Genomic DNA, 23,080 nt, shown 5'->3' with positions numbered 1-23,080 from the left:
AATGCCGCGCCGGTACCATGTGTTGACCCGGTCAGACGCAACGGAAGGGCATTCAGGCATGCGCCAGCTCATCATCATCGGTTCCGGCCCGGCCGGGTTCACCGCCGGCATCTACGCCGCACGCGCCCAGCTCAAGCCACTCATCGTCGCCTCGAGCGTCGAGACGGGCGGCGAGCTCACGAAGACGACCGAGGTCGAGAACTTCCCGGGCTTCCCCGAGGGCATCCAGGGTCCCGACCTCATGATCAAGATGCAGGAACAGGCCGAGAAGTTCGGCGCAGAGGTCCTGTACGACGACGCCGTCTCCGTCGAGCTCACGGGCGACGTCAAGAAGGTCACCGTCGGCTCCGGCGAGACGTACGAGGCCCTCGCGGTCATCTACGCGACCGGCTCGGCGTACCGTCAGCTCGGCCTCGCCGACGAGGAGCGTCTGTCCGGTCACGGTGTCTCGTGGTGCGCGACCTGCGACGGCTTCTTCTTCCGACAGAAGAACATCGCCGTCGTCGGCGGTGGCGACTCCGCGATGGAAGAAGCGACGTTCCTGACGCGCTTCGCCGACAAGGTCACGGTCATCCACCGCAAGGACACCCTGCGCGCGTCGAAGATCATGCAGGACCGCGCGATGAACGACCCGAAGATCGAGTTCGCGTGGAACAAGGAGGTCGTCGGGATCACCGGTGCCTCCTCGGTCGAGGGCGTCACGCTGAAGGACACCGTCGACGGCACCGAGAGCGAACTCGCGCTCGACGGCCTGTTCATCGCGATCGGCAACGACCCACGCGTGCACCTCGTCCACAAGCAGCTCGAACTGGCGCCGGAGGGCACCATCGCCGTCGAGGGTCGCACCTCGAAGGCCGTGGGCGTCCCCGGGGTGTTCGTGGCCGGCGACGTGCTCGACCACACCTACCGGCAGGCCATCACCGCCGCCGGCTCGGGTGCCGTCGCAGCGCTCGACGCCGAGAAGTACCTCGCCGACCTCGAGGACACGCTGACGGACCAGGCCGAGGGTGAGACCCCGGTCGAGCCCGTGACCGTCTCCGCCTAGGGAATTGCACGGCGGTCTCCGCCGTTCACCTCACTGACCGACCACTCCGAAGGAGTACACATGTCCAACGCCAAGGCAGTCACCGACGCCACCTTCTCGGACGAGGTCCTCAAGTCCGACAAGACGATCCTCGTCGACTTCTGGGCCGAGTGGTGTGGCCCGTGCCGCGCCGTCTCGCCGATCCTCGACCAGATCGCCGAGGAGCACGCCGGCAAGATCGAGATCGTCAAGCTCAACGTCGACGACAACCCCCAGTCGGCCATGAACTACCAGATCACGTCGATCCCGGCGATGAAGGTGTTCAAGGGCGGCGAGGTCGTGAAGACCGTCATCGGCGCCAAGCCGAAGCCGGCGCTCGAGGCCGACCTCGCGGAGTTCCTCGCGTAGGCACCTGCACACAGACCCGAACGCCCCGTCCTCCATTCCATCGGAGGGCGGGGCGTTCGCTTTGCCCCAGAAGAGCCACGGGACTCCGATCGGCCTGCGCCCGGGACCCCGGGTTTCCGGGTTGCATGTCGTACTGTGGCTGGAATGCCGAGTGAACGGAGAACTCGATGACGAACGGCAACAGTCTCGACCCCTGGTACGACTCCTACGCCCAGCGCACCGCCGGGCTGAGCGCATCCGAGGTACGAGCGCTGTTCGCCGTCGCGTCGAGGCCCGAGGTGGTCTCGCTCGCCGGCGGCATGCCGTTCGTCTCCGCGCTCCCGCGTGAGCTCGTCACGGGCTCCCTGGACCGCGTGATGGCCGAGGACGCCGCCATGGCCCTGCAGTACGGCGGCGGGCAGGGCCTGCGCTCCCTGCGCGAGCACATCGTGGACATCATGTCGCTCGAGGGCATCCGCGCGAGCGCCGAGGACGTCGTGGTGACGACCGGCTCGCAGCACGCGCTCGACCTCGTCACGCGGCTGTTCATCGACCCGGGCGACGTCGTCCTCGCCGAGTCCCCGTCGTACGTCGGCGCGATCGGCGTGTTCCGCTCGTACCAGGCCGAGACGGTCCACGTGGCGACGGACGAGCACGGTCTCGTACCGGAGGCGCTCCGCGAGACGATCGCGAACCTCCGTGCAGTAGGCAAGCGGATGAAGTTCCTGTACACGATCCCGAACTTCCACAACCCCGCCGGCGTCACCATGAGCCGCGAGCGCCGCATCGAGGTGCTCGACATCTGCCGCTCGAACAACATCCTGGTGCTCGAGGACAACCCGTACGGACTCCTCTGGTTCGACGAGCCCGCGCCGCAGGCGATCCGGTCGATCGACGACGAGGGCGTGGTGTACCTCGGGTCGTTCTCGAAGACGCTCGCACCCGGCTTCCGCGTCGGCTGGGCCCTCGCGCCGCACGCGATCCGCGAGAAGCTCGTCCTCGCCAACGAATCAGCGGTCCTCGCGCCGAACTCCTTCGGCCAGTACGTCGTGAACGCCTACCTCGACGCAGCCGACTGGAAGGGCCAGGTCGACACCTTCCGCGGCATCTACACGGAGCGCCGCGACGCGATGTTCTCCGCGCTGGGGGAGTTCCTCCCGGACCTGACGTGGACCAAGCCGAACGGTGGGTTCTTCGTCTGGCTGACCCTGCCGGAATCGCTCGACTCCAAGGCGATGCTGCCGCGTGCCGTCAAGGAGCTCGTGGCCTACACGCCCGGTACCGCGTTCTACGCGGACGGTCGGGGTCAGCAGCACATCCGTCTGTCGTTCTGCTACCCGACAGCCGAGCAGATCCGCGTCGGCGTGAAGCGGCTCGCGAACGTCGTCAACGACGAGCTCGAACTCATCGAGACGTTCGGGCCCGCGACGCGTCCGAACACCGTGGTGCGTCAGGGCTCCTCGGTGAGCGCTCCGCCGCCCAACATCTCCTGATCAGCACTTTTCACGCGCATCACGCAGTACCCGGAGGTCCCCTCGCATGGCCGAGCTCACCCGTCGCCACGTCGTCGTCGTCGCTGGGGGCATCTCGCACGAGCGTGATGTCTCCCTGCGGTCGGGCCGTCGGGTCGCTGACTCGCTGACGGGGTACGGCTGGCAGGTCGACCTCCGGGACGCTGACGCGTCCCTGCTGCCGGCCCTCACCGAATCCCGCCCGGACGTCGTGTGGCCGGCCCTGCACGGCGCGTCCGGCGAGGACGGTGCGCTCCGCGGCATCCTGGAGGCCCTGGACATCCCGTTCGTCGGCTCTCGTTCCACGTCGGCCCGGCTGGCATGGGACAAGCCCACGGCGTCCGCATTGGTCGCCAGGACCGGCGTGCACACCCCGCGCTCGGTGACGCTGTCCCACGACGTCTTCCGCGAGCTCGGTGCTGTCGGGGTCCTCGAGAGCATCGCGGCAGAGCACCCGGTCCCGCTCGCGGTCAAGCCGGCACGGGGCGGGAGCGCGCAGGGCGTCACGCTCGTCGAGGACACGAACGACCTCCCGCGAGCGATGGTGACCGCGTACACGTACTGCGACGACGTCGTCGTGGAGCAGCTCATCCGTGGCACCGAGGTGGCCGTGGGGATCATCGACACGGGCGACGGTCCCGTCGCCCTGGCTCCGGTCGAGATCGTGCCCAGGAACGGCTTCTACGGCTTCGAGGCGCGCTACAACGCGGGGGAGACGACGTTCTACACCCCGGCCCGTCTCTCGGACGAGCACGCGGCGGCAGCAGCGTCGGCGGCCGTCGCCGCCCACAGTGCGCTCGGTCTCCGGCACATCTCCCGCGTCGACCTGATCATCGACGGCGCGGGGACTCCCTGGTTCCTGGAGGCGAACGTGCTCCCGGGTCTCACCGAGACCTCCCTGGTGCCGCAGGCACTGTCCGCGTCGGGGTTCGACCTCGGTTGGACCTACGCCGAACTCGCCGAGCAGGCGATGCGCGACCACAACGCGTAGTCGCGAATGCCCCGTGCGAGCGTTCTGCGCATGCGTGTTCCACGTGAAACGTCCATCGCGGCCGCGGTGATCGGCGCAGCGCTCGGGGCAGTCGTCTGGTCCGAGTGGGTGCACGCCCGTGCGTCCACTCGTCGTCTCGGTACCGCCCGGATCGGGCGGAAGAACCACGGCGTCGTCGTGGTGCTCGGGTTCGCCGACTCGGGGCCCACCGCGAACAGCATCAACCGATGGCGCGCGCGGATGGCCGTTCGGTCGGCCGTACCGGGAACCTCGACGATCGTCACCAGTGGGGGATCGGTCCGTGGATCCGTCGCCGAAGCGACCCTCCTCGCCCGGTACATCCGCTCCGAGCTCGGCTGGGACGGCCCGCTGATCGAGGAGACGGCGAGTACCAGCACCTGGGAGAACGTCCGCAATGTGATCCCCGATCTCGAGTCCGCGGACTGGATCGTCTTCGCGTCGAACGCGCTGCACGCCGAGAAGGCGCGGGAGTACCTGCGGCGTCAGCGCCCCGACCTCGCTGCGCGCCTCGTGCGCGGCCGGGAACAACGCTTCGGGGAGATGTCCCACGTGAAGCCGTTGTTCGCCGTGGTGGGGCTCCTGAAGCTGCGCGCACTGCGCTGACGGACCGTCGGGTGTTCCACGTGGAACACTCGCGCTGCTGTCGGCAGCGCTGCTCTCAGCAGCATGCCGTGCGCGCGGTCCCGCACGGGGAGACGCTGAGCACATGGCTGATTCACCCTCCATCCCGATGTTCGACACGCATGCACGTCGAGAACTGCTCGAGCGACGGGTCCTCGTGCTCGACGGGGCACTCGACGACGACAACGGCACGCTGCTCATGACGCAACTGCTCACGCTGAGCGCTGACGACCCCGCCACAGACATCCAGCTCTGGATCCACTCACCCGGTGGCTCCGTCCCCGCGATGCTCGCGATCCGCGACCTCATGCGGGCAATCCCGAACGACGTGAGCACGCTCGTCCTCGGCATGGCGTGCAGTGCCGGACAGTTCCTGCTCTCCGCCGGGACGCCGGGGAAGCGCCGCGCCTTTCGACACTCCCGCGTCCTGATGCACCAGGGGTCAGCGGGCATCGGCGGTTCGGCCGTGGACATCGAGCTGCAAGCAGACGCCCTGCGTTCCACCCGCGACACCGTGCTTGGACTCATCGCGAGCGACACCGGGCAGCCACTCGAGCGCGTCTTCGAGGACTCCCTCCACGACCACTGGTACTCCGCCCAGGAAGCACTGGACTACGGGTTCGTCGACGTCATCCTCACGAGCACTGAGGACATCGTTCCCACGCCACGGGCCGGACGATCGCGGACCGGCTTCGTCGGTACCGGCTCCGACGGTGTCGGAGTGGGGGTGGCGCGATGAGCAGCTACACGATCCCCAACGTCGTCGCGCGTGATCCGCGCGGCGAACGCATCATGGATGTCTACTCCCACCTGCTCACCGAGCGCATCGTCTACCTCGGTACCGCTGTCGACGCCGGCGTCGCGAACACCCTCATCGCACAGCTCCTCTACCTGGAGTCCGACAACCCGGACTCGGACGTCCAGCTGTACGTCAACTGCGACGGGGGAGACCCCAGCGCGATGCTCGGCATCTACGACACCATGCGCTTCATCAAGCCGGACGTCGCGACGACCTGCGTCGGACAGGCCGTGGGAGTCGGAGCTGCTCTCCTCGCTGCCGGCGCTGCAGGCAAGCGTGCGGCCTTGCCACATGCCCGAGTGGTCCTCCATCAACCGGCGTCACAGGGGCAGGGGACGATCCCGGACCTCATCCTGCAGGCGGACGAGCTCGTGCGCATCCGGAGCGATATGGAAGCGATCGTGGCGGAGCACTCCGGACAGACGGCCGCACGCCTCCGCGCCGACACGGATCACGACCGCGTGTTCTCGGCCATCCACGCCCGTGAGTACGGACTGATCGACCACGTCCTCGCGGCTCGCTGAGGTCAGGCCGCCAGCGCGAACTCCGTCCGGACCTGCGAGCCAGCGCTGGTGTCGTTGTGCGCGCGCGCTCTGAGTCCTTCGGCGACAGCACTGGTGAGGTCGAGGAGGGAGGTGTCCAGCGCACCAGCCACGGCGGCGATCATCTCGCTGGACGGCTCCTTGCGACCGCGTTCCATCTCCGACAGGTACTGCGGTGACACTCCCGCACGCCGAGCGACGTCGTTGATGGTGGCGGCCCGATCACGCCGGAGGTCGCGGAGTCGTGCGCCCACCAGGTGTCGCCACAGGGGTTCGGTGGCATCAGTGTCGGACATCAGCGTCTCCTCAAGTCGGCTGCAGGTCCAGCTTGGCCGCTCGACGGCGGTCTCGATGTTCCACGTGGAACGCCGACAGCGAACAAGCACTCGCGGCCCGGCTCCAGACGCGCTCCGCTCCTCAAGTCGCGTTCCCGACCTGTCGCACGCACGGCGACCCGTTCGGCCCGCAATCGGCCCCACAAGGCCGTTCAGCACAGCTCTTGATCCGGATGGGGCTCCGTTCCACGTGGAACATGCGCCGTTCGAGCCTGTCTGTCAGCCGTTGACATCCTCGGCGCCGAGTTCGCCGAGGATTCGGTTCAGGTCAGCGGCGTTGGCGAAGTCGATCGTCACGCGACCCTTGCGGGCGCCGACGGCGATCCGGACGCGCGTGTTCAACCGATCACCCAGACGCTCGGCAACGTCCGCGAAGTGCGCGTGCCGCTTGCTCGGCTGCGTCGGCGTCTTCTTCGGGCTGCCCTGCGCCAGTTGCTGCGCCGCCGCCTCAGCCTGGCGGACGGAGAGGTCCTCGTTGACGATCTTCTCGGCGAGGTACTCCATCGCCTCAGCATCCGGCGCCGCCAAGATCGCGCGAGCGTGTCCGGCCGACAGCACACCAGCCGCGACGCGTCGCTGCACGGGGGAGGGGAGCCGGAGCAGCCGGATCGTGTTCGTGATCTGCGGGCGCGAACGACCGATGCGTTGCGCGAGCTGCTCCTGCGTGATCCCGAAGTCCGCGAGGAGCTGCTGGTAAGCGGACGCCTCTTCCAGCGGGTTGAGGTTCGCGCGGTGGAGGTTCTCGAGCAGCGCGTCCCGGAGCATCGCGTCGTCCGGCGTGTCCTTGACGATCGCCGGGATCGTTGCGAGACCGAGCTCCTTCGTCGCACGCAGCCGGCGCTCGCCCATGATCAGCTCGTACTGCGGCTGCGTCCCGGTGGCGCCCGCGAGTGGTCGGACCACGATGGGCTGCAGCACGCCGATCTCGCGGATGGAGTGCACGAGTTCCTGGAGCTCCTCCTCGCGGAACTCCACACGGGGCTGCTGCGCGTTCGGAACGATGTCGAGCGGGTTGAGGTTCGCGAGACGTGCACCGGGGACCGCGACGAGATCCTCCGCAGTGCCACCGTCCACGGCCGGCGCCGACGAGGGCGATCCGCCGGTCGGGAAGAACACGTCGACCGGGCGTTCCTGCTGGTCAGCCGCCGTGGGGATGAGTGCGCCGATTCCCCGGCCGAGTCCGGTCCGCTTGGGTGCCATCAGTGCTTCGCTCCTCGTGCTGCGATCTCGGCGGCCGCCTCCAGGTAGGAGAGCGAACCAGTGGAGTTGACGTCGTACGCCACGACGCTCTGACCGTAGCTCGGCGCCTCGCTCACCCGGACTGACCGGGGAATCATCGCCTTGAGCACCTGGTCGCCGAAGTGCTCGCGAACGTCCGCGGCCACCTGGTTCGCGAGGTTCGTGCGGCTGTCGTACATCGTGAGCAGGATCGTCGACACCCGTAGGTTCGGGTTCAGGTGCCGCTCGATGAGCTCGATGTTCCGGAGCAACTGGCTCAGCCCTTCGAGCGCGTAGTACTCGCACTGGATGGGGATCAGGACCTCTTGCGCAGCGACGAACGCGTTGATCGTCAGCAGCCCGAGGGACGGCGGGCAGTCGATGAAGACGTAGTGGTACGGCTCGTCGAGCGACGAGAGGTACTGATCGAGGGCTGTCCGGAGCCGCTGCTCGCGCGCGACGAGCGACACGAGCTCGATCTCCGCACCGGCCAGGTGGATCGTCGCGGGGACACACCAGAGCGTCTCGGACTCTGGGGAGCGCTGCACCGTGTCCGCGATGGGAGCCTCGTCGACGATCACGTCGTAGATGCTCGCGACCTCCGCCTGGTGGTTCACACCGAGCGCCGTCGACGCATTGCCCTGCGGATCGAGGTCGATCACGAGCACTCGTGCACCGCCGTGCGCAAGAGCAGCCGCCAGGTTCACGGTCGTCGTGGTCTTGCCGACGCCGCCCTTCTGGTTCGAGACCGTCATGATGCGGGTCTTGTCCGGCAGCGGGAACTGCTCGGTGGCGATGGCCCGCCGGCGCCGGTTCAGATCAGCGATCTCACGCGCGAGTGGCGTCGACGCGTCGTAGTCGGTCGATGAACTCAACGAGTGCCTCTTCCCCGGTTCGATGTTTCACGTGGAACGCGGGGCGCTGGGCCCGATCCGCGATCGATCTCAGCGCCGCACGGCGTCAGTCAACTGTAGCCCGGAACACCCGCGTGGTCTCCTCGACCACACCGACTCCGAGTTCGAGCACCTCGACATCCGAGAGACGCTTCCGCAGGATGACCTTGCGTGCCGCGGCTACCTCGTCATCGACCCGCGCGCCCTTCATCAGGATGAGCTGCCCGCCGGACCGGACGAGCGGCACCGTGATCGGGATCAGCTTCGAGAGAGCGCTGACGGCGCGCGCTGTGACCTGGTCGAGCACCAGGTCGTCCGACACGTCTTCGGCCCGCGCGCGCAGCACCGTCACGTTGTCGAGGCCGAGCCGGTCTGCCTCGGACTGCAACCAGTCCACCCGACGCTCCATCGGCTCGATGAGCGTCATGGACACGTCAGGACGGGCGATCGCGAGCACGAGACCCGGCAACCCGGCACCGGAGCCGACGTCGCCCACGCGACCATCAGCCTCCAGGAGCGGCGCCAACAACGCGGAGTTGAGGATGTGTCGCGTCCACAACCGTGGGAGCTCCAGCGGGCCGATGAGGCCCAGCTCCTCGCCCCGCCGGGCGAGCTCGTTCGTGAACGACCGAGCCACTTCGAGCCGGTCACCGAACAGCGTGGCGGCGACCGCCGGTTCTGCTTCGAGGACCGGAGCGTCCGTCATCGGGTGATGACCGTGTGACGGTCGCGACCCTCGCCCTCGGACTCCGAACGGAAGCCCTTCTCGGCGACGAGGTCGTGGACGAGCTTGCGCTCGTAGGACGACATCGGGGGGAGTGCAGCGGATGCCGACCCGGCTTCGATGCGCTCGACCGCGGTGTCGACGAGCCGCTGGAGCTCCGACGCGCGGGCGTCACGCGAGCCGCCGACGTCGAGGATGAGACGGCTGAACTCGCCGGTCTCCGCCTGCACGGCGATGCGCGTGAGCTCCTGGAGCGCCGACACCGTGTCCGGCTTGGCGAGGACCCGTAGCGCGTTGCCCTCGTCGGTCACCGAGAGGTAGACGCGACCAGCGCGCTCCTCGATCTCGATGTCACCGTCGAGGTCGCAGATGTCGAGGAGTTCCTCGATGTAGTCGGCCGCGATGTCCGCCTCGTCGCGGGTGTCGTCGTCGACCTCGGTGGGCTCGACGGTGGCGGCGATGTCCTGCTCGGTCACTTACTTCTTCCCGTTCTTCTTCGAGCGCTGCTTGCCGACCGGCTGCTGACGCTGGGTCGTGACGCGCACGGCCTCGATCTCCGCCGCACCCGCGCCGGCGCCGGCCTCGGCCAGCACACCAGCGGGCGTCCCGCGACGCTGGGCCTTCTTGGCCAGGCGGGCTTCACGGGCGAGGGCAGCCTCGGAGCCGGGCGTCGGCATGCTGCGGATGACGAAGTACTGCTGCGCCATCGTCCAGATGTTGGAGGCGAGCCAGTAGAACATGACGCCGAGGGGGAACGAGAGACCCGAGATCACGAAGATCAGGGGGAGCACGTACAGCATCATCTTCTGCTGGCGGTACATCGGAGACTCCTTGGTCTCCGGGGACATGTTCTTCGCGACGAGCTGCAGCTGGGTGACGAACTGCGATGCCGTCATCACGACGATCATGAAGCCCGCGATGACCCGGACTTCCCAGCCGGACGCGTTCGTGAAGGTCTCGTGCAGCGGAGCGCCGAAGAGCGAGGCGTTGCCGAACGACGCAGCGAGGTCGTTCGTCAGCAGGCCGATGCCCGTCTTGTTGATCTGCGCTTCGTGCAGCACCGAGTACAGCGAGAAGAAGATCGGCATCTGCAGCAGCAGCGGCAGGCAGGAGCTCAGCGGGTTCGTCCCGGTCTCCTTGTAGAGCGCCATGGTCTCGCGGCTCATGGCCTCACGCGAGAACTGGTCCTTCTTGCCCTTGTACTTGTCCTGGATCTTCTTGAGCTGCGGCGCGACCTCGAGCATGCGGCGCTGCGACTTGATCTGCCGCACGAAGATCGGGATGAGCGCGGCGCGGACCACGAAGGTCAGGAAGATGATCGACAGCACCCAGGTGATGCCGGCGCCCGGGTCCATGCCGAGGGACTCGAAGACCCAGTGGAAGCCGACCAGGATGGCGGAGACCACCCACTTGAGCGGCCAGAGGATCGTACCGATGAGGTCCATGAGGACGGTCACGCCTTTCGAGTGCGCTGGGGGAGCAGCACCGGGCGGACCATGCCGACCGAGGACTGCGATTGCTGCTGGACCGGCGCGAGCACGAAGCCGAACCGGTTCACGATGAAGGGCTTGCGCCGCTCGGGGACGTCGTCGATGCCGCCGGCGGCCCAGGGGTTGCACCGACCGATCCGCCACGCGCCCATCGCGGTCCCGCGGACGACGCCGTACTGCTGGATCGCCTCCAGCGCGTAGCGGGAGCACGAGGGGTGGTACCGGCAGACGTTGCCGTACAGCGGGGAGATCACGGCACGGTAGGCGCGGAGCACGACGACGCAGGCGTTGCGAGGGAGCAACGCTGCCACCCACAGGGCCCGCATCAGGAGCGTCCGGTTCATGCTGCCTTCTCCACACCGCGCGCGAACGATCGCGAGACGTCTTCGAGCAGGGTAGGCCATCCGGCCTGCGCAGCGGCTGGCAGTGCGCGCACCACCACGTCGTGCCCGACGGGCACCGACCCGAGCAGCTCGTGCGCGATCGCCTTGAGCCGACGGCGGACGAGGTTGCGGGTCACCGCGTTCCCGACCGTCTTCGCGACGATGAAGCCGAACCGTGTGGGCGCCGACGTGTCCGACGTACGACGGACCACCGAGACGACGACGTTCGCCGTGGCGCTCCTGCGACCACGACGCACGGTGTTCCGGTAGTCGTCCCCACGGACGATGCGGTTCCCACGGGCCAGCACGGCGTCACCGACCGATCGCAGAGCACACCGAAGCGCCGCCCGGTCGGACACGGGGTCCGACCGACGCGGCGCGGGGTGCAGCTGCGACCAGGTTCGTCTTACGCGCTGAGCTCGGTGCGGCCCTTGGCACGGCGTGCGGCCAGGATGGCGCGGCCGGCGCGGGTGCGCATACGGAGACGGAAGCCGTGCTTCTTGGCGCGGCGACGGTTGTTCGGCTGGAAGGTGCGCTTGCTCATGATCTTCTCCACACGGCTGCTCGAGGCGAGCCGTCACGAATACGTTGGTTGACGCAGGTGGGCGCGACCAAGGGGGCCGCAGTCAACTGGTTAACGGTACGTGACAGCGGCGAGGAGGTCAAACGCCGATCACCCCGTTCACGACGACTGCCAGGACGGAGCCCGTTGTCCACATTGGGGACAACTTCCGTTCGGTGCGACCCGCCTCGGTCCTTTACAGTGGTCGGAACGATCCGCCTGCAGGCCCGGTACGACGGGGGAGCACTCCGACCTCGCGGCCCAGGGCGATCGTGGACAACACTGTGGACAACCCTGTGGGAAGCCCGCGGCACGACGGCGTCGACGAAGCCACCCGAAGCCACGGACGACTCGCCGGAAACCGACCGCCGCCGCGCCCGCCCGTGCGCCCTGGCACGTCCGCAGCACCGACCACACGAGACCCCCTGGAGACGAGCGCGACATGACGATGCCGGCCGACCCCGTCGAGGACCTCTGGTCGTCGGTCCTCGGACTCCTCGCGGAGGACGACCGGATCACCCCGCAGTTGCACGGGTTCCTCAACCTCGTCGAGCCGAAGGGCGTCCTCGCCGGCACCCTCTACCTCGAGGTCCCGAACGACCTCACCCGCGGCATGCTCGAGCAGCGCATCCGCGTCCCCATCACCGAGGCGGTCTCGCGGATCGGCGACGACACCGTGGCGAACTTCGCGATCACCGTGAACCCGGACATGGCCTCGGAGCCCCGTGTCGAGCCGACCGTGCCGACCTACGCCGAACCGGTCGCCGCCGACCAGGTCGTCGAGCAGAGCGCGGCACCCCGCCAGTACATCGAGGCACCGTTCGTCCCGAGCCAGATCGACGCACCGGGGACGAGCGGTCGCCCGGAGTCACGGCTGAACCCGAAGTACAACTTCGACAACTTCGTCATCGGCGCCTCGAACCGGTTCGCCCACGCCGCCGCGGTCGCCGTGGCGGAAGCGCCGGCGAAGGCCTACAACCCGCTCTTCATCTACGGCGACTCCGGGCTCGGCAAGACACACCTGCTGCACGCGATCGGCCACTACGCCGAGAGCCTCTACCCGGGGATCCGGGTGCGGTACGTGTCGAGCGAGGAGTTCACGAACGACTTCATCAACTCGATCGCGAACAACCGCTCGAACCAGTTCCAGCAGCGGTACCGCGACATCGACATCCTCCTGATCGACGACATCCAGTTCCTCCAGGGCAAGGACTCGACGCAGGAAGCCTTCTTCCACACGTTCAACACGCTGCACGACCACAACAAGCAGGTCGTCATCACGTCCGACGTCGCGCCGAAGCACCTCACCGGCTTCGAGGACCGGATGCGCAGCCGGTTCGAGTGGGGCCTGATCACCGACGTGCAGGCGCCGGACCTCGAGACCCGCATCGCGATCCTCCGCAAGAAGGCGCAGTCCGACCACCTGCAGGTGCCGGACGACATCCTCGAGTTCATGGCGTCGAAGGTGTCGAGCAACATCCGTGAGCTCGAGGGGACGCTCATCCGCGTCACCGCGTTCGCGAGCCTGAACCGGACGGCCGTCGACATGGCGCTCGTGCAGACGGTCCTCAAGGACCTGATCACGCTCGACGAGGACAACGTCATCGCGCCGACGGACATCATCAACCACACCGCGGAGTACTTCAAGCTCTCGGTCGACGACCTCTACGGGTCGTCCCGCTCACAGGCGATCGCCACCGCACGACAGATCGCGATGTACCTCTGCCGGGAGCTGACGAGCCTGTCGCTGCCGAAGATCGGGCAGCTGTTCGGCAACCGGGACCACACGACGGTGATGTACGCGAACAAGAAGATCGCGGAGCTCATGAAGGAACGCCGGTCCATCTACAACCAGGTGACCGAGCTGACCAGCCGCATCAAGCAGGACCGCCGGTACCGCTGAGCGCATCGCTCGCGACCGTCGGAACATCTGTTCACGCCGACGGGAGGCCGGCCTCGGGTCCCCGAGATCGGCGCGCGTCGGCGCGCGTCCACCATCTGAGACGGTTCCATGCGGCGGAGTTCTCACAGTGTGGAAAGCCTGTGGATAACTGTGGATGACACGCCGGATGGTTGTTCACAGTGGATGGGGCATCTGTGGAGACTGGGGATGGAAGTGGATAGATGAGATTCATTCATCCCGTTAACGCTCACACCCCGCCCACAAGTCACACCGTTGTAGTTCCCTGTCGCTGACAGGCATGCACAGAGTTATCCACAGTGTGCACAGGCGTTAACACTCTTATTCCTGCTTAACGATCGGGATCCCTGGGCCAACCTTGTGGACGGCGGCATGACAAGAAATCCGGGTCCCGCTGGGCTGTGCCACAATGGGGCGGCCGGACAGTCCAACGATCGACAGGGGTCCCAGCTGTGAAGTTCGAGGTCAACCGGGACGTCTTCTCCGAAGCCGTCTCATTCGCGGTGAAGCTCCTCCCACAGCGCACGACCCTCCCGATCCTGTCGGGTGTCCTCATCCACGCCGAGGGCGATCGACTGACGCTCTCGTCGTTCGACTACGAGGTCTCGGCGCAGACGTCCATCTCCGCGCAGATCGACGACGCGGGCACGGTCCTCGTCTCGGGTCGCCTGCTCAACGACATCGCGAGCCGCCTGCCGAACGCCCCCGTCACGTTCTCCACGGACGAGTCACGGATCACGGTCACCTGCGGATCCGCGCACTTCACGCTCCTGAGCATGCCGGTCGAGGAGTACCCGACCCTTCCCGAGGTGGGCGCCCAGACCGGTGTGATCCCGGGCGACGCGTTCTCGGAAGCCGTCTCCCAGGTCGCCGTCGCCGCCAGCCGCGACGACGTCACCCCCGTCATCACCGGCGTTCAACTCGAGGTCGGCGACAACGACCTCTCCCTCATCGCCACGGACCGCTACCGCGTCGCCGTGCGCACCATCCAGTGGGACTCCGGTCGCGCCGGTGCTGCTCCCGGAACGACGGAGCCGATGCACGCGCTCGTCCCCGCGCGCACCCTGCAGGAAGTCGGCCGCACGTTCGGCTCCGCGTCGACGGTGTCGGTCTCGATCAGCGGCACCTCGGACCGCGAGCTCATCGCGTTCCACGCCGACGACAAGACCGTGACGTCCCTGCTCATCAAGGGCAACTACCCGCCGGTCCGCCGGCTCTTCCCCGAGACCGTCCAGGACCACGCCGTGATCAACACGGCTGAGCTGGTCGAAGCGGTCCGACGGGTCTCCCTCGTCCTGGAGCGCGAAGCGGCGCTCCGGTTCTCCTTCACGGTCGACGGGCTCACGCTCGAGGCGATCGGTTCCGAACAAGCGCAGGCGTCAGAGTCGATCGATGCGTTGCTGACCGGTGAGGAAACGGTGGTCTCGTTGAAGCCCGCCTTCCTCCTGGACGGGTTGAACGCGGTGCACTCCGAGTTCGTCCGCATCTCCTTCACCAAGACGGAGAACCCCAACAAGCCGGGCCCGGTGCTCATCACCGGCCAGTCCTCCCGCGAGGAACCGGCGACGGACGGATACCGGTACCTGCTGCAGCCCAATCTCCTGCTGCGGTAAGCGCAACAGCCGAACACTGCGCTGACGCGCCACCCCTGCATCAGCGCGACGACGAACAGAAGAGGAAATCATGCACATCGGTCTTGTCGGCCTCGGTCGCATGGGCAACAACATGCGTGCCCGTCTCCGCAACGCAGGCATCGAGGTCACCGGTTACGACGCGAACCCCGCCGTCTCCGATGTCGCCAGCCTCGCCGAACTCGCAACCGCGCTCCCCGAGGGCAAGAAGCTCGTCTGGGTCATGGTCCCGCACGGCAAGATCACCGACGACGTGATCACCGAGCTCGCCGGGGTCCTCGGCGAGGGCGACCTCGTCATCGACGGCGGCAACTCGAAGTGGCTCGACGACACCAAGCACGCCGAGCAGCTCGCGGCGAACGGCATCCGCTACATGGACGCCGGCGTCTCCGGTGGCGTCTGGGGCAAGGACAACGGCTACGGCCTGATGGTCGGCGGCGACGCCGCCGACGTCGAGTTCGCGATGCCCGTCTTCGACGCGCTCCGCCCCGAGGGCCCGCGTGAAGAGGGCTTCTCGCACGCCGGTGCCGTCGGCGCCGGGCACTACGCCAAGATGGTCCACAACGGCATCGAGTACGCGATCATGCAAGCCTACGGCGAGGGCTACGAGCTCCTCGAGGCGAAGGACATCATCACCGACGTCCCCGCCGTCTTCGCCGGATGGCAGCGCGGCACCGTCGTGCGCTCCTGGCTGCTCGACCTGCTCGTCCTCGCGATCAACGAGGACCCGAAGCTCGCCGAGCTCGAGGGCTACGTCGACGACTCGGGTGAGGGTCGTTGGACCCTCGAAGAGGCGATCGAGCTCGCGGTCCCGATGCCCGCGCTCTCCGCGGCCATGTTCGCGCGCTTCGTCTCGCGTCAGGGCAGCGAGTCCCCGACGATGAAGGCCGTCGCGGCGCTCCGCAACCAGTTCGGCGGCCACGCCGTCAAGAAGTCCTAGGACTTCCCGGGGAAACCCGGCATCGGCCCGCGTGCACGTCGACCACCTCCAACTGACCGACTTCCGGAACTACCGGGAGGCGGACGTCGACCTCGCACGCGGGCCGAACCTCTTCGTCGGGAGGAACGGCCAGGGCAAGACGAACCTCGTCGAGTCCATCGCCTACCTCTCCACCCTCGGCTCGCACCGCGTCCCCACCGACGCGGCACTCGTCCGGCAGGGCTGTGACGCGGCGATCGTCCGCGCACGGCTCGCCCACGAGGAACGCAGCATCCTCGCCGAGGTGCAGATCAACCGCTCCGGGTCGAACCGGGCGCAGATCAACCGGGCGCCGATCAAGCCCCGCGAGCTCCCGCGGTACTGCACGAGCGTCCTCTTCGCACCGGAGGACCTGGCACTCGTCCGCGGCGAGCCGTCCGGTCGACGCCGCATGCTCGACGAGCTCCTCGTGCAGATCGCCCCGCGGATGCAGGGCGTCCTCGCCGACTACGACCGGACGCTCCGCCAGCGGAACACCCTGCTGAAGTCCGCCAGGGCGACCGGTGCGAAGTCGGGATCGCTCGCGACGCTCGACGTCTGGGACGAGCGGCTCGTGGCGTTCGGCTCCGAGATCATCGCCGCGCGGGACCATCTCACCCGCCGGCTCGCACCCTTCGTGGCGGAGGCCTACGCGACCGTCGCCGGTGAGCGGCACGAGGCATCGATCACCGGTGTCCTGTCGGTCCGCGGCGGGGATCCGGAAGACGCAGCCGCGACCGATCCGGTGCTCGGGACACCGGACGAGCCGGTTACCGTTCCCGCAGCCGCCGAGGCGTTCCGGGGTGCGCTCGAACGCCGTCGCCGCGACGAGCTCGACCGGGGTCTGACGCTCGCCGGCCCGCATCGCGACGACGTGCTCTTCCAGCTCAACGGGTTACCGGCCCGTGGATACGCGAGCCACGGGGAATCGTGGTCGTTCGCCCTCGCGATCCAGCTCGCGAGTGCATCGATCCTCCGCGCCGAGTCGACCCTCGGCGACCCGATCATCATCCTCGACGACGTGTTCGCGGAGCTCGACGAGTCGCGACGCGAACGCCTCGGCAACGCGGTGGCGGACTACGAGCAGGTCCTCATCACCGCCGCGGTGTTCGGTGACGTGCCCCAGCAGCTGGCGGCGCACACGGTCCGGATCGAGCACGGCACCATCGTGACCGACGAGGCGGACCCGACCCGAGCCTCCAGTCCGGCCGAGCCGGACGTTGCGGAAGCCGGCAACTGATGCCGCGCCCCTGGAAGCCGACCGAACCCAGCCGGGTCTACATGCACTTCAAGCAGGTCTTCGGCGATCCGTCCAAGCGTGGCATCGACGCACGCCGCCGGCGGGCGAAGGAGTTCGAGTCCGACACCGTGCCCTACGGCCGCGGCCGGGAACCGAAGGGCCTCGGCGACATCGTCGGATCCCTCGCCGCCGAACTCGGCTGGACGGAGCCCCTCGCCCGCTCGGAGCTCTTCACGGACTGGCCGAGCGTCGTCGGCGACGAGCTCGCCAAGCACTCCCGACCCGTCACGATCGAGGACGGCGCCCTCGTCATCCGATGCGACTCGACGGCATGGGCGACGCAGCTCCGACTGATGCGCGCGAGCGTCACGACGACCATCGCGGAACGGCACCCGCAGGCGGGGGTGGAATCGATCCGGGTTTCCGGGCCGGACGCCCCCACCTGGAAACGCGGCCCCAGGACGGTCCAGGGGCGCGGTCCTCGCGACACCTACGGTTGAGCAGACGAAATCATCCTCTGGTCGCGAAATCGGCCGTCAAACGGCCGATTTCGCCCTCGAAAGAGGGGCTGCTGGGATAGACTGGGCGGTGCAGTGCGTGGGTGTTCCGCGCGCAGGCAAGGAGCACTCTCGACATGACATCAGAATCTGAAGACGACCGCCAGACCTCTCCCGAACCGTCGTACGGCGCAGACCAGATTCAGGTGCTCGAGGGGCTCGAGGCCGTCCGCAAGCGCCCCGGCATGTACATCGGCTCGACGGGCCCCCGTGGTCTCCACCACCTGGTGCAGGAGATCGTCGACAACTCCGTCGACGAAGCCCTCGCAGGCTACTGCGACACCATCGACGTGACCATCCGCGAAGACGGCGGCGTCCGCGTGGTCGACAACGGCCGAGGCATCCCGGTCGACGTCCACGCGGCAGAGGGTGTCTCGACGCTCCAGGTCGTGCTCACCGTCCTGCACGCCGGCGGCAAGTTCGGTGGCGGCGGGTACGCGGTCTCCGGTGGTCTGCACGGTGTCGGTTCCTCCGTCGTGAACGCGCTCAGCTCCGAGCTCGACGTCGAGGTCCGCCGTCAGGGACACGTCTACCGGCAGAGCTACACCGACGGCGTCCCGGTGGCCCCCGTGTCCGAGGACGAAGCCACCGACGAGACCGGCACCACGATCACGTTCTGGCCGAACGCCGAGATCTTCGAGACCGTCGTCTTCGACTACGAGACGCTCCGCGCGCGCTTCCAGCAGATGGCGTTCCTCAACAAGGGGCTCCGGATCAACCTCAAGGACGAGCGCACCCCGGACGAGGGCGAGGAGTCCCGTCACGACTCGTTCCGCTACGAGCGCGGTCTGGCCGACTACGTCGAGTACCTGGGCAAGCAGAAGAAGGCCGACCTGGTCCACCCCGACGTCATCGGCTTCGAGGCAGAGGACCCGGAGCGCAAGATCGCGCTCGAGGTCGCGATGCAGTGGAACACCTCGTACCAGGAGAGCGTCCACACCTTCGCGAACACGATCAACACGCACGAGGGCGGGACCCACGAAGAGGGCTTCCGCGCTGCGCTAACCACGCTCGTGAACCGCTACGCGCGTGAAGCCAAGATCATCAAGGAGAAGGACGACAACCTCACGGGTGACGACATCCGTGAAGGCCTGACCGCCGTCATCTCCGTGAAGCTCGGCGAGCCGCAGTTCGAGGGCCAGACGAAGACCAAGCTCGGCAACACCGAGGCGAAGTCCTTCGTGCAGCGTGTCGTCGGTACCGAGCTCACGCACTGGTTCGAGAGCAACCCGACCCAGGCCCGAGACGTCGTCCGCAAGGCGATCCAGGCATCGCAGGCACGCCTCGCCGCCCGCAAGGCCCGCGAGACCACGCGACGCAAGGGCCTGCTCGAGTCCGGCGGCATGCCGGGCAAGCTCAAGGACTGCCAGTCGAAGGACCCGACGCTGTCGGAGATCTTCATGGTCGAGGGTGACTCCGCCGGCGGTTCCGCCGTCCAGGGACGCAACCCGATGACCCAGGCGATCCTGCCCCTCCGCGGCAAGATCCTGAACGTCGAGAAGGCCCGGCTCGACCGCGCCCTGGCGAACCAGGAGATCCAGTCGATGATCACGGCGTTCGGCGCCGGCATCGGTGAGGACTTCGACCCGGACAAGGCCAGGTACCACAAGATCGTGCTGATGGCCGATGCCGACGTCGACGGCCAGCACATCACGACGCTGCTGCTCACGCTGCTGTTCCGCTACATGCGGCCGCTCATCGAGCGCGGCTACGTGTACCTCGCACAGCCGCCGCTGTACCGCCTGAAGTGGTCGAACTCGGCGCACGAGTACGTGTTCAGCGACCGCGAACGTGACGCGCTGCTCCAGTCCGGCATCGCGGCAGGCAAGCGCATCCCGAAGGACAACGGGATCCAGCGCTACAAGGGTCTCGGCGAGATGGACTACAAGGAGCTCTGGGACACCACGATGAACCCGGACACCCGCACGCTCCTGCAGGTCACGCTCGAGGACGCCGCAGCCGTGGACAGCGTGTTCGCGACCCTGATGGGTGAGGACGTCGACGCACGCCGTTCCTTCATCCAGCAGAACGCCAAGGACGTCCGGTTCCTGGACATCTGATCCCCGACCAGGAGGCGCGGTGCCAGCCGCGCGCCCTGGTCCAGACCACCTGTGGTCGCGCGCGGCGCGACGAACGGAACCACGGCCTCCAGGTCGGGTCGGCCGGATGGCCGAGAAAGGTACTGAAGCCACATGGCTGACGACAACGAGACGAACGACGAGCAGCCCGAGATCGTGCACGGCGACAGCGGGGACATCGTGGTCTCCGGTGACCGCATCTCGCAGGTCGACCTGCAGCTCGAGATGCAGCGCTCGTACCTCGACTACGCGATGTCCGTCATCGTCGGTCGTGCGCTTCCCGAGGTCCGAGACGGCCTGAAGCCGGTGCACCGTCGCGTGATCTACGCGATGTACGACGGCGGGTACCGACCGGACCGTGCGTTCTCGAAGTGCTCCCGCGTCGTCGGCGACGTCATGGGACAGTTCCACCCGCACGGTGACAGCGCGATCTACGACGCACTCGTCCGTCTCGTGCAGCCGTGGTCGCTCCGGTACCCGCTCGCGCTCGGCCAGGGCAACTTCGGTTCGCCGGGCAACGACGGCGCAGCTGCTCCGCGGTACACCGAGACCAAGATGGCGCCCCTCGCCATGGAGATGGTCAGGGACATCGACGAGGAGACCGTCGACTTCCAGGACAACTACGACGGTCGCACGCAGGAGCCCTCGATCCTTCCGGCTCGGTTCCCGAACCTGCTGGTGAACGGCTCGGTCGGCATCGCGGTCGGGATGGCGACGAACATCCCGCCGCACAACCTGCGCGAGGTCGCTGCCGGCGCGAAGTGGGCGCTCGAGCACCCCGACGCCACGCGTGAAGAACTCCTCGGTGCGCTCATGCAGCGCATCAAGGGACCGGACTTCCCGACCGGGGCGCAGATCCTCGGCGTCAAGGGCATCCAGGACGCCTACCGCACCGGCCGCGGCTCGATCACGATGCGGGCCGTCGTGAACGTCGAGGAGATCCAGGGCCGCACCTGCCTCGTCGTCACCGAGCTGCCGTACCAGGTCAACCCCGACAACCTCGCGATCAAGATCGCCGAGCTCGTCAAGGACGGCCGTCTCGCCGGCGTCGCGGACATCCGCGACGAGACCTCCGGTCGGACCGGCCAGCGCCTCGTCATCGTGCTGAAGCGCGACGCGGTCGCCAAGGTCGTGCTGAACAACCTGTACAAGCACACGCAGCTGCAGGAGAACTTCGGCGCGAACATGCTCGCGATCGTCGACGGCGTCCCGCGCACGCTCGCGCTCGACGGCTTCATCTCGGCGTGGGTGGACCACCAGATCGACGTCATCGTCCGCCGGACCCAGTACCGGCTGCGCGAGGCCGAGAAGCGCGCCCACATCCTCCGCGGCTACCTGGCGGCACTCGACGCGCTCGACGAGGTCATCGCGCTCATCCGTCGTTCGCCCGACGTGGAAGAGGCCCGCACCGGCCTGATGGACCTGCTGTCCGTCGACGAGATCCAGGCGCGTGCGATCCTCGAGCTCCAGCTCCGTCGCCTGGCCGCCCTCGAGCGTCAGAAGATCCACGAAGAGGCCGAGGCACTCGAGCTCAAGATCGCGGACTTCAACGACATCCTGGCGTCGGAGACCCGGCAGCGCTCGATCATCGGCGAGGAGCTCGACGAGATCGTCGAGCGCTTCGGTGACGACCGTCGCAGCGAGATCATGCTCGGCTACGACGGCGACATGTCCATCGAGGACCTCATCCCCGAGGAAGAGGTCGTCGTCACCATCACCCGCGGCGGCTACGTCAAGCGCACCCGCAGTGACCAGTACCGCTCGCAGCACCGCGGCGGCCGTGGCGTCCGTGGCGCCCAGCTCCGCGCCGACGACGTGGTGGAGCACTTCTTCGTCACGACGACGCACCACTGGCTGCTGTTCCTCACCGACCAGGGCCGCGTCTACCGTGCGAAGGCGTACGAGCTGCAGGAGGCCGGGCGTGACGCCAAGGGCCAGCACTCGGCGAACCTCCTCGCGATGCAGCCGGACGAGCAGATCCAGCAGGTGCTCGACATCCGCGACTACGAGGCGGCGCAGTACCTCGTGCTCGCCACCGAGCAGGGTCTGGTGAAGAAGACCGCGCTCACCGAGTACGACACGAACCGCACCGGCGGCATCATCGCGATCAACCTGCGCGACGGCGACAAGCTCCGCTCGGCGCTGCTCGTCGACGAGTCCGACGACCTGCTCCTCGTGTCCCGGCACGGCATGTCGCTCCGGTTCACCGCGACGAACGACACCCTCCGCCCGATGGGTCGCTCGACCTCCGGTGTGAAGGGCATGTCCTTCCGCGACGGCGACTCGCTGCTCGCGGCACGGGTCGTCTCCGACGACGGGTTCGTCTGGGTCATGACCGAGGGCGGCTACGCCAAGCGCACCTCCGTCGACCAGTACCGCACCCAGGGCCGCGGTGGACTCGGCATCAAGGTGGCCAAGCTGGCGGCCGATCGAGGCGACCTTGTGGGTGCTCTCATCGTCGGTGAGGACGACGAGGTGCTCGTCGTGCTCCAGTCGGGCAAGGTGGTAAGGTCTGCCGTGGCCGAGGTCCCTGCCAAGGGTCGAGACACGATGGGCGTCGTCTTCGCGAGGTTCGCGGAGAACGACCGGATCATCGCGGTGGCCCGGAACAGTGAGCGGAACCTGGACGACCAGGACGACGCCGAGATCGAGCCCGCGGGCCCGGTGGAGTCGGTCAGCCCGGACGAAGCGGCCGCCGACCCCGTCGAGCCCGAGGCCGGAGAGGACCAGTCAAGCAATGAGTAGTGTCGCCGAGAAGCTCCAGAAGAAGGCGAAGCGGCCCGTCGGCACCCGTCAGGTGCGGCTGCGGCTCGTGTACGTCGACTTCTGGTCGATGGTGAAGCTCAGCTTCCTGATCGCCCTGGCCGGCAGCATCGTGATCGTCGTCGCGACGGCGCTGGTGTGGGTCATCCTCAACCAGACCGGGGTGTTCACCCAGGTCGACGCCCTGCTCAAGGACGTCACCGGGCAGAACAACTACTCGATCATGGACCAGTTCTCGCTGGGCCAGGTGCTCGGGTTCTCCATCGTGGTGGGCATCCTCAACGTGGTCGTCGGCACCGTTCTCGGCGCGATCGTGAGCGTGCTGTACAACCTCAGCGTGCGCATCACGGGCGGTCTGCTCGTGGGCTTCACGAACAACTGACACACCCGGTCCGGATGGGCCGCCCGCTCGATTTCGTTCCGACGGATTC

General features: G+C 67.7%; 24 protein-coding genes. 15 read left to right on the top strand and 9 right to left on the bottom strand.

Annotation, left to right across the window (positions count from 1 at the left end):
• Window positions 1–58 precede the first annotated feature (58 nt).
• From trxB to ACEN9V_RS11835, 7 genes are all read left to right on the top strand, one after another.
• Entirely contained in the window at window positions 59–1,045 is a 987-nt protein-coding gene (gene trxB, locus ACEN9V_RS11865) for a thioredoxin-disulfide reductase (RefSeq protein ID WP_413600474.1), read from the top strand.
• A gap of 60 nt (window positions 1,046–1,105) precedes the next feature.
• Window positions 1,106–1,432 carry a thioredoxin gene (gene trxA / locus ACEN9V_RS11860; RefSeq protein ID WP_017887828.1) on the top strand — a complete coding sequence of 109 codons (327 nt, stop codon included), beginning with the start codon at window positions 1,106–1,108 and terminating at the stop codon, window positions 1,430–1,432.
• Window positions 1,433–1,599: 167 nt separating this feature from the next.
• Entirely contained in the window at window positions 1,600–2,904 is a 1,305-nt protein-coding gene (locus tag ACEN9V_RS11855; RefSeq protein WP_413600473.1) for a PLP-dependent aminotransferase family protein, read from the top strand.
• Window positions 2,905–2,950: 46 nt separating this feature from the next.
• Entirely contained in the window at window positions 2,951–3,913 is a 963-nt protein-coding gene (locus tag ACEN9V_RS11850) for a D-alanine--D-alanine ligase (RefSeq protein WP_281266292.1), read from the top strand.
• 30 nt (window positions 3,914–3,943) lie between these two features.
• Window positions 3,944–4,537, top strand: coding sequence for a YdcF family protein (locus tag ACEN9V_RS11845; protein WP_413600472.1), 594 nt, complete (start codon window positions 3,944–3,946; stop codon window positions 4,535–4,537).
• A gap of 103 nt (window positions 4,538–4,640) precedes the next feature.
• Entirely contained in the window at window positions 4,641–5,294 is a 654-nt protein-coding gene (locus ACEN9V_RS11840) for a ClpP family protease (RefSeq protein ID WP_413600471.1), read from the top strand.
• Window positions 5,291–5,878: a ClpP family protease gene (locus tag ACEN9V_RS11835; protein WP_413600470.1), complete on the top strand. Its 588-nt coding sequence runs from the start codon at window positions 5,291–5,293 to the stop codon at window positions 5,876–5,878. Before ACEN9V_RS11840 ends, ACEN9V_RS11835 begins: the two co-directional genes overlap by 4 nt.
• 2 nt (window positions 5,879–5,880) lie before the next feature.
• Here ACEN9V_RS11835 and ACEN9V_RS11830 read toward each other — a convergent pair whose 3' ends face one another.
• From ACEN9V_RS11830 to rpmH, 9 genes are all read right to left on the bottom strand, one after another.
• Window positions 5,881–6,192, bottom strand: coding sequence for a helix-turn-helix domain-containing protein (locus tag ACEN9V_RS11830; RefSeq protein ID WP_413600469.1), 312 nt, complete (start codon window positions 6,190–6,192; stop codon window positions 5,881–5,883).
• 258 nt (window positions 6,193–6,450) lie between these two features.
• Entirely contained in the window at window positions 6,451–7,431 is a 981-nt protein-coding gene (locus ACEN9V_RS11825; RefSeq protein ID WP_413600468.1) for a ParB/RepB/Spo0J family partition protein, read from the bottom strand.
• Entirely contained in the window at window positions 7,431–8,324 is an 894-nt protein-coding gene (locus ACEN9V_RS11820; protein ID WP_281266297.1) for a ParA family protein, read from the bottom strand. The genes ACEN9V_RS11825 and ACEN9V_RS11820 overlap by 1 nt, the downstream gene beginning before the upstream one ends.
• A gap of 85 nt (window positions 8,325–8,409) precedes the next feature.
• Window positions 8,410–9,048 (bottom strand): 16S rRNA (guanine(527)-N(7))-methyltransferase RsmG, encoded by a 639-nt coding sequence (rsmG, locus tag ACEN9V_RS11815; RefSeq protein ID WP_413600467.1) that lies wholly within the window; start codon window positions 9,046–9,048, stop codon window positions 8,410–8,412.
• Window positions 9,045–9,542, bottom strand: a complete 498-nt coding sequence (locus ACEN9V_RS11810) for a protein jag (protein ID WP_402727547.1) — start codon at window positions 9,540–9,542, stop codon at window positions 9,045–9,047. Before ACEN9V_RS11810 ends, rsmG begins: the two co-directional genes overlap by 4 nt.
• Complete coding sequence (gene yidC / locus ACEN9V_RS11805) at window positions 9,543–10,511, bottom strand: membrane protein insertase YidC (RefSeq protein WP_402728309.1); 969 nt, start codon at window positions 10,509–10,511, stop codon at window positions 9,543–9,545.
• 8 nt (window positions 10,512–10,519) lie between these two features.
• Entirely contained in the window at window positions 10,520–10,900 is a 381-nt protein-coding gene (gene yidD, locus ACEN9V_RS11800; RefSeq protein ID WP_348639034.1) for a membrane protein insertion efficiency factor YidD, read from the bottom strand.
• Window positions 10,897–11,247 (bottom strand): ribonuclease P protein component, encoded by a 351-nt coding sequence (gene rnpA, locus ACEN9V_RS11795; RefSeq protein WP_281266300.1) that lies wholly within the window; start codon window positions 11,245–11,247, stop codon window positions 10,897–10,899. The genes yidD and rnpA overlap by 4 nt, the downstream gene beginning before the upstream one ends.
• A 98-nt stretch (window positions 11,248–11,345) precedes the next feature.
• Window positions 11,346–11,483 carry a 50S ribosomal protein L34 gene (rpmH, locus tag ACEN9V_RS11790; RefSeq protein ID WP_071299798.1) on the bottom strand — a complete coding sequence of 46 codons (138 nt, stop codon included), beginning with the start codon at window positions 11,481–11,483 and terminating at the stop codon, window positions 11,346–11,348.
• Between the two features lie 460 nt (window positions 11,484–11,943).
• Between rpmH and dnaA the strand changes: the two genes are divergently transcribed.
• The 8 genes from dnaA to ACEN9V_RS11750 all read left to right on the top strand — a co-directional run bounded on the left by dnaA (window position 11,944) and on the right by ACEN9V_RS11750 (window position 23,031).
• A complete protein-coding gene (gene dnaA / locus ACEN9V_RS11785; protein ID WP_402727549.1) occupies window positions 11,944–13,404 on the top strand; it encodes a chromosomal replication initiator protein DnaA in 1,461 nt (486 codons plus the stop codon).
• A 470-nt stretch (window positions 13,405–13,874) separates the two neighbouring features.
• Window positions 13,875–15,035, top strand: a complete 1,161-nt coding sequence (dnaN, locus tag ACEN9V_RS11780; RefSeq protein ID WP_402727550.1) for a DNA polymerase III subunit beta — start codon at window positions 13,875–13,877, stop codon at window positions 15,033–15,035.
• A 70-nt stretch (window positions 15,036–15,105) separates the two neighbouring features.
• A complete protein-coding gene (gene gnd / locus ACEN9V_RS11775; RefSeq protein WP_402727551.1) occupies window positions 15,106–15,993 on the top strand; it encodes a phosphogluconate dehydrogenase (NAD(+)-dependent, decarboxylating) in 888 nt (295 codons plus the stop codon).
• 31 nt (window positions 15,994–16,024) lie between these two features.
• Window positions 16,025–17,251, top strand: a complete 1,227-nt coding sequence (recF, locus tag ACEN9V_RS11770) for a DNA replication/repair protein RecF (protein WP_402727552.1) — start codon at window positions 16,025–16,027, stop codon at window positions 17,249–17,251.
• Window positions 17,251–17,751, top strand: coding sequence for a DUF721 domain-containing protein (locus tag ACEN9V_RS11765; protein WP_281266304.1), 501 nt, complete (start codon window positions 17,251–17,253; stop codon window positions 17,749–17,751). Before recF ends, ACEN9V_RS11765 begins: the two co-directional genes overlap by 1 nt.
• 134 nt (window positions 17,752–17,885) lie before the next feature.
• Complete coding sequence (gyrB, locus tag ACEN9V_RS11760) at window positions 17,886–19,868, top strand: DNA topoisomerase (ATP-hydrolyzing) subunit B (RefSeq protein WP_402727553.1); 1,983 nt, start codon at window positions 17,886–17,888, stop codon at window positions 19,866–19,868.
• 132 nt (window positions 19,869–20,000) lie between these two features.
• Window positions 20,001–22,631, top strand: a complete 2,631-nt coding sequence (gene gyrA / locus ACEN9V_RS11755) for a DNA gyrase subunit A (protein WP_413600466.1) — start codon at window positions 20,001–20,003, stop codon at window positions 22,629–22,631.
• Window positions 22,624–23,031, top strand: a complete 408-nt coding sequence (locus ACEN9V_RS11750; protein ID WP_022904049.1) for a DUF3566 domain-containing protein — start codon at window positions 22,624–22,626, stop codon at window positions 23,029–23,031. The genes gyrA and ACEN9V_RS11750 overlap by 8 nt, the downstream gene beginning before the upstream one ends.
• Window positions 23,032–23,080 lie beyond the last annotated feature (49 nt).

The organism is Curtobacterium sp. Curtsp57, from assembly GCF_047324335.1.
Taxonomy (GTDB): domain Bacteria; phylum Actinomycetota; class Actinomycetes; order Actinomycetales; family Microbacteriaceae; genus Curtobacterium.
Note: the sequence above shows the minus strand (reverse complement) of the source record. Positions and strands in the feature narration are given on the sequence as shown.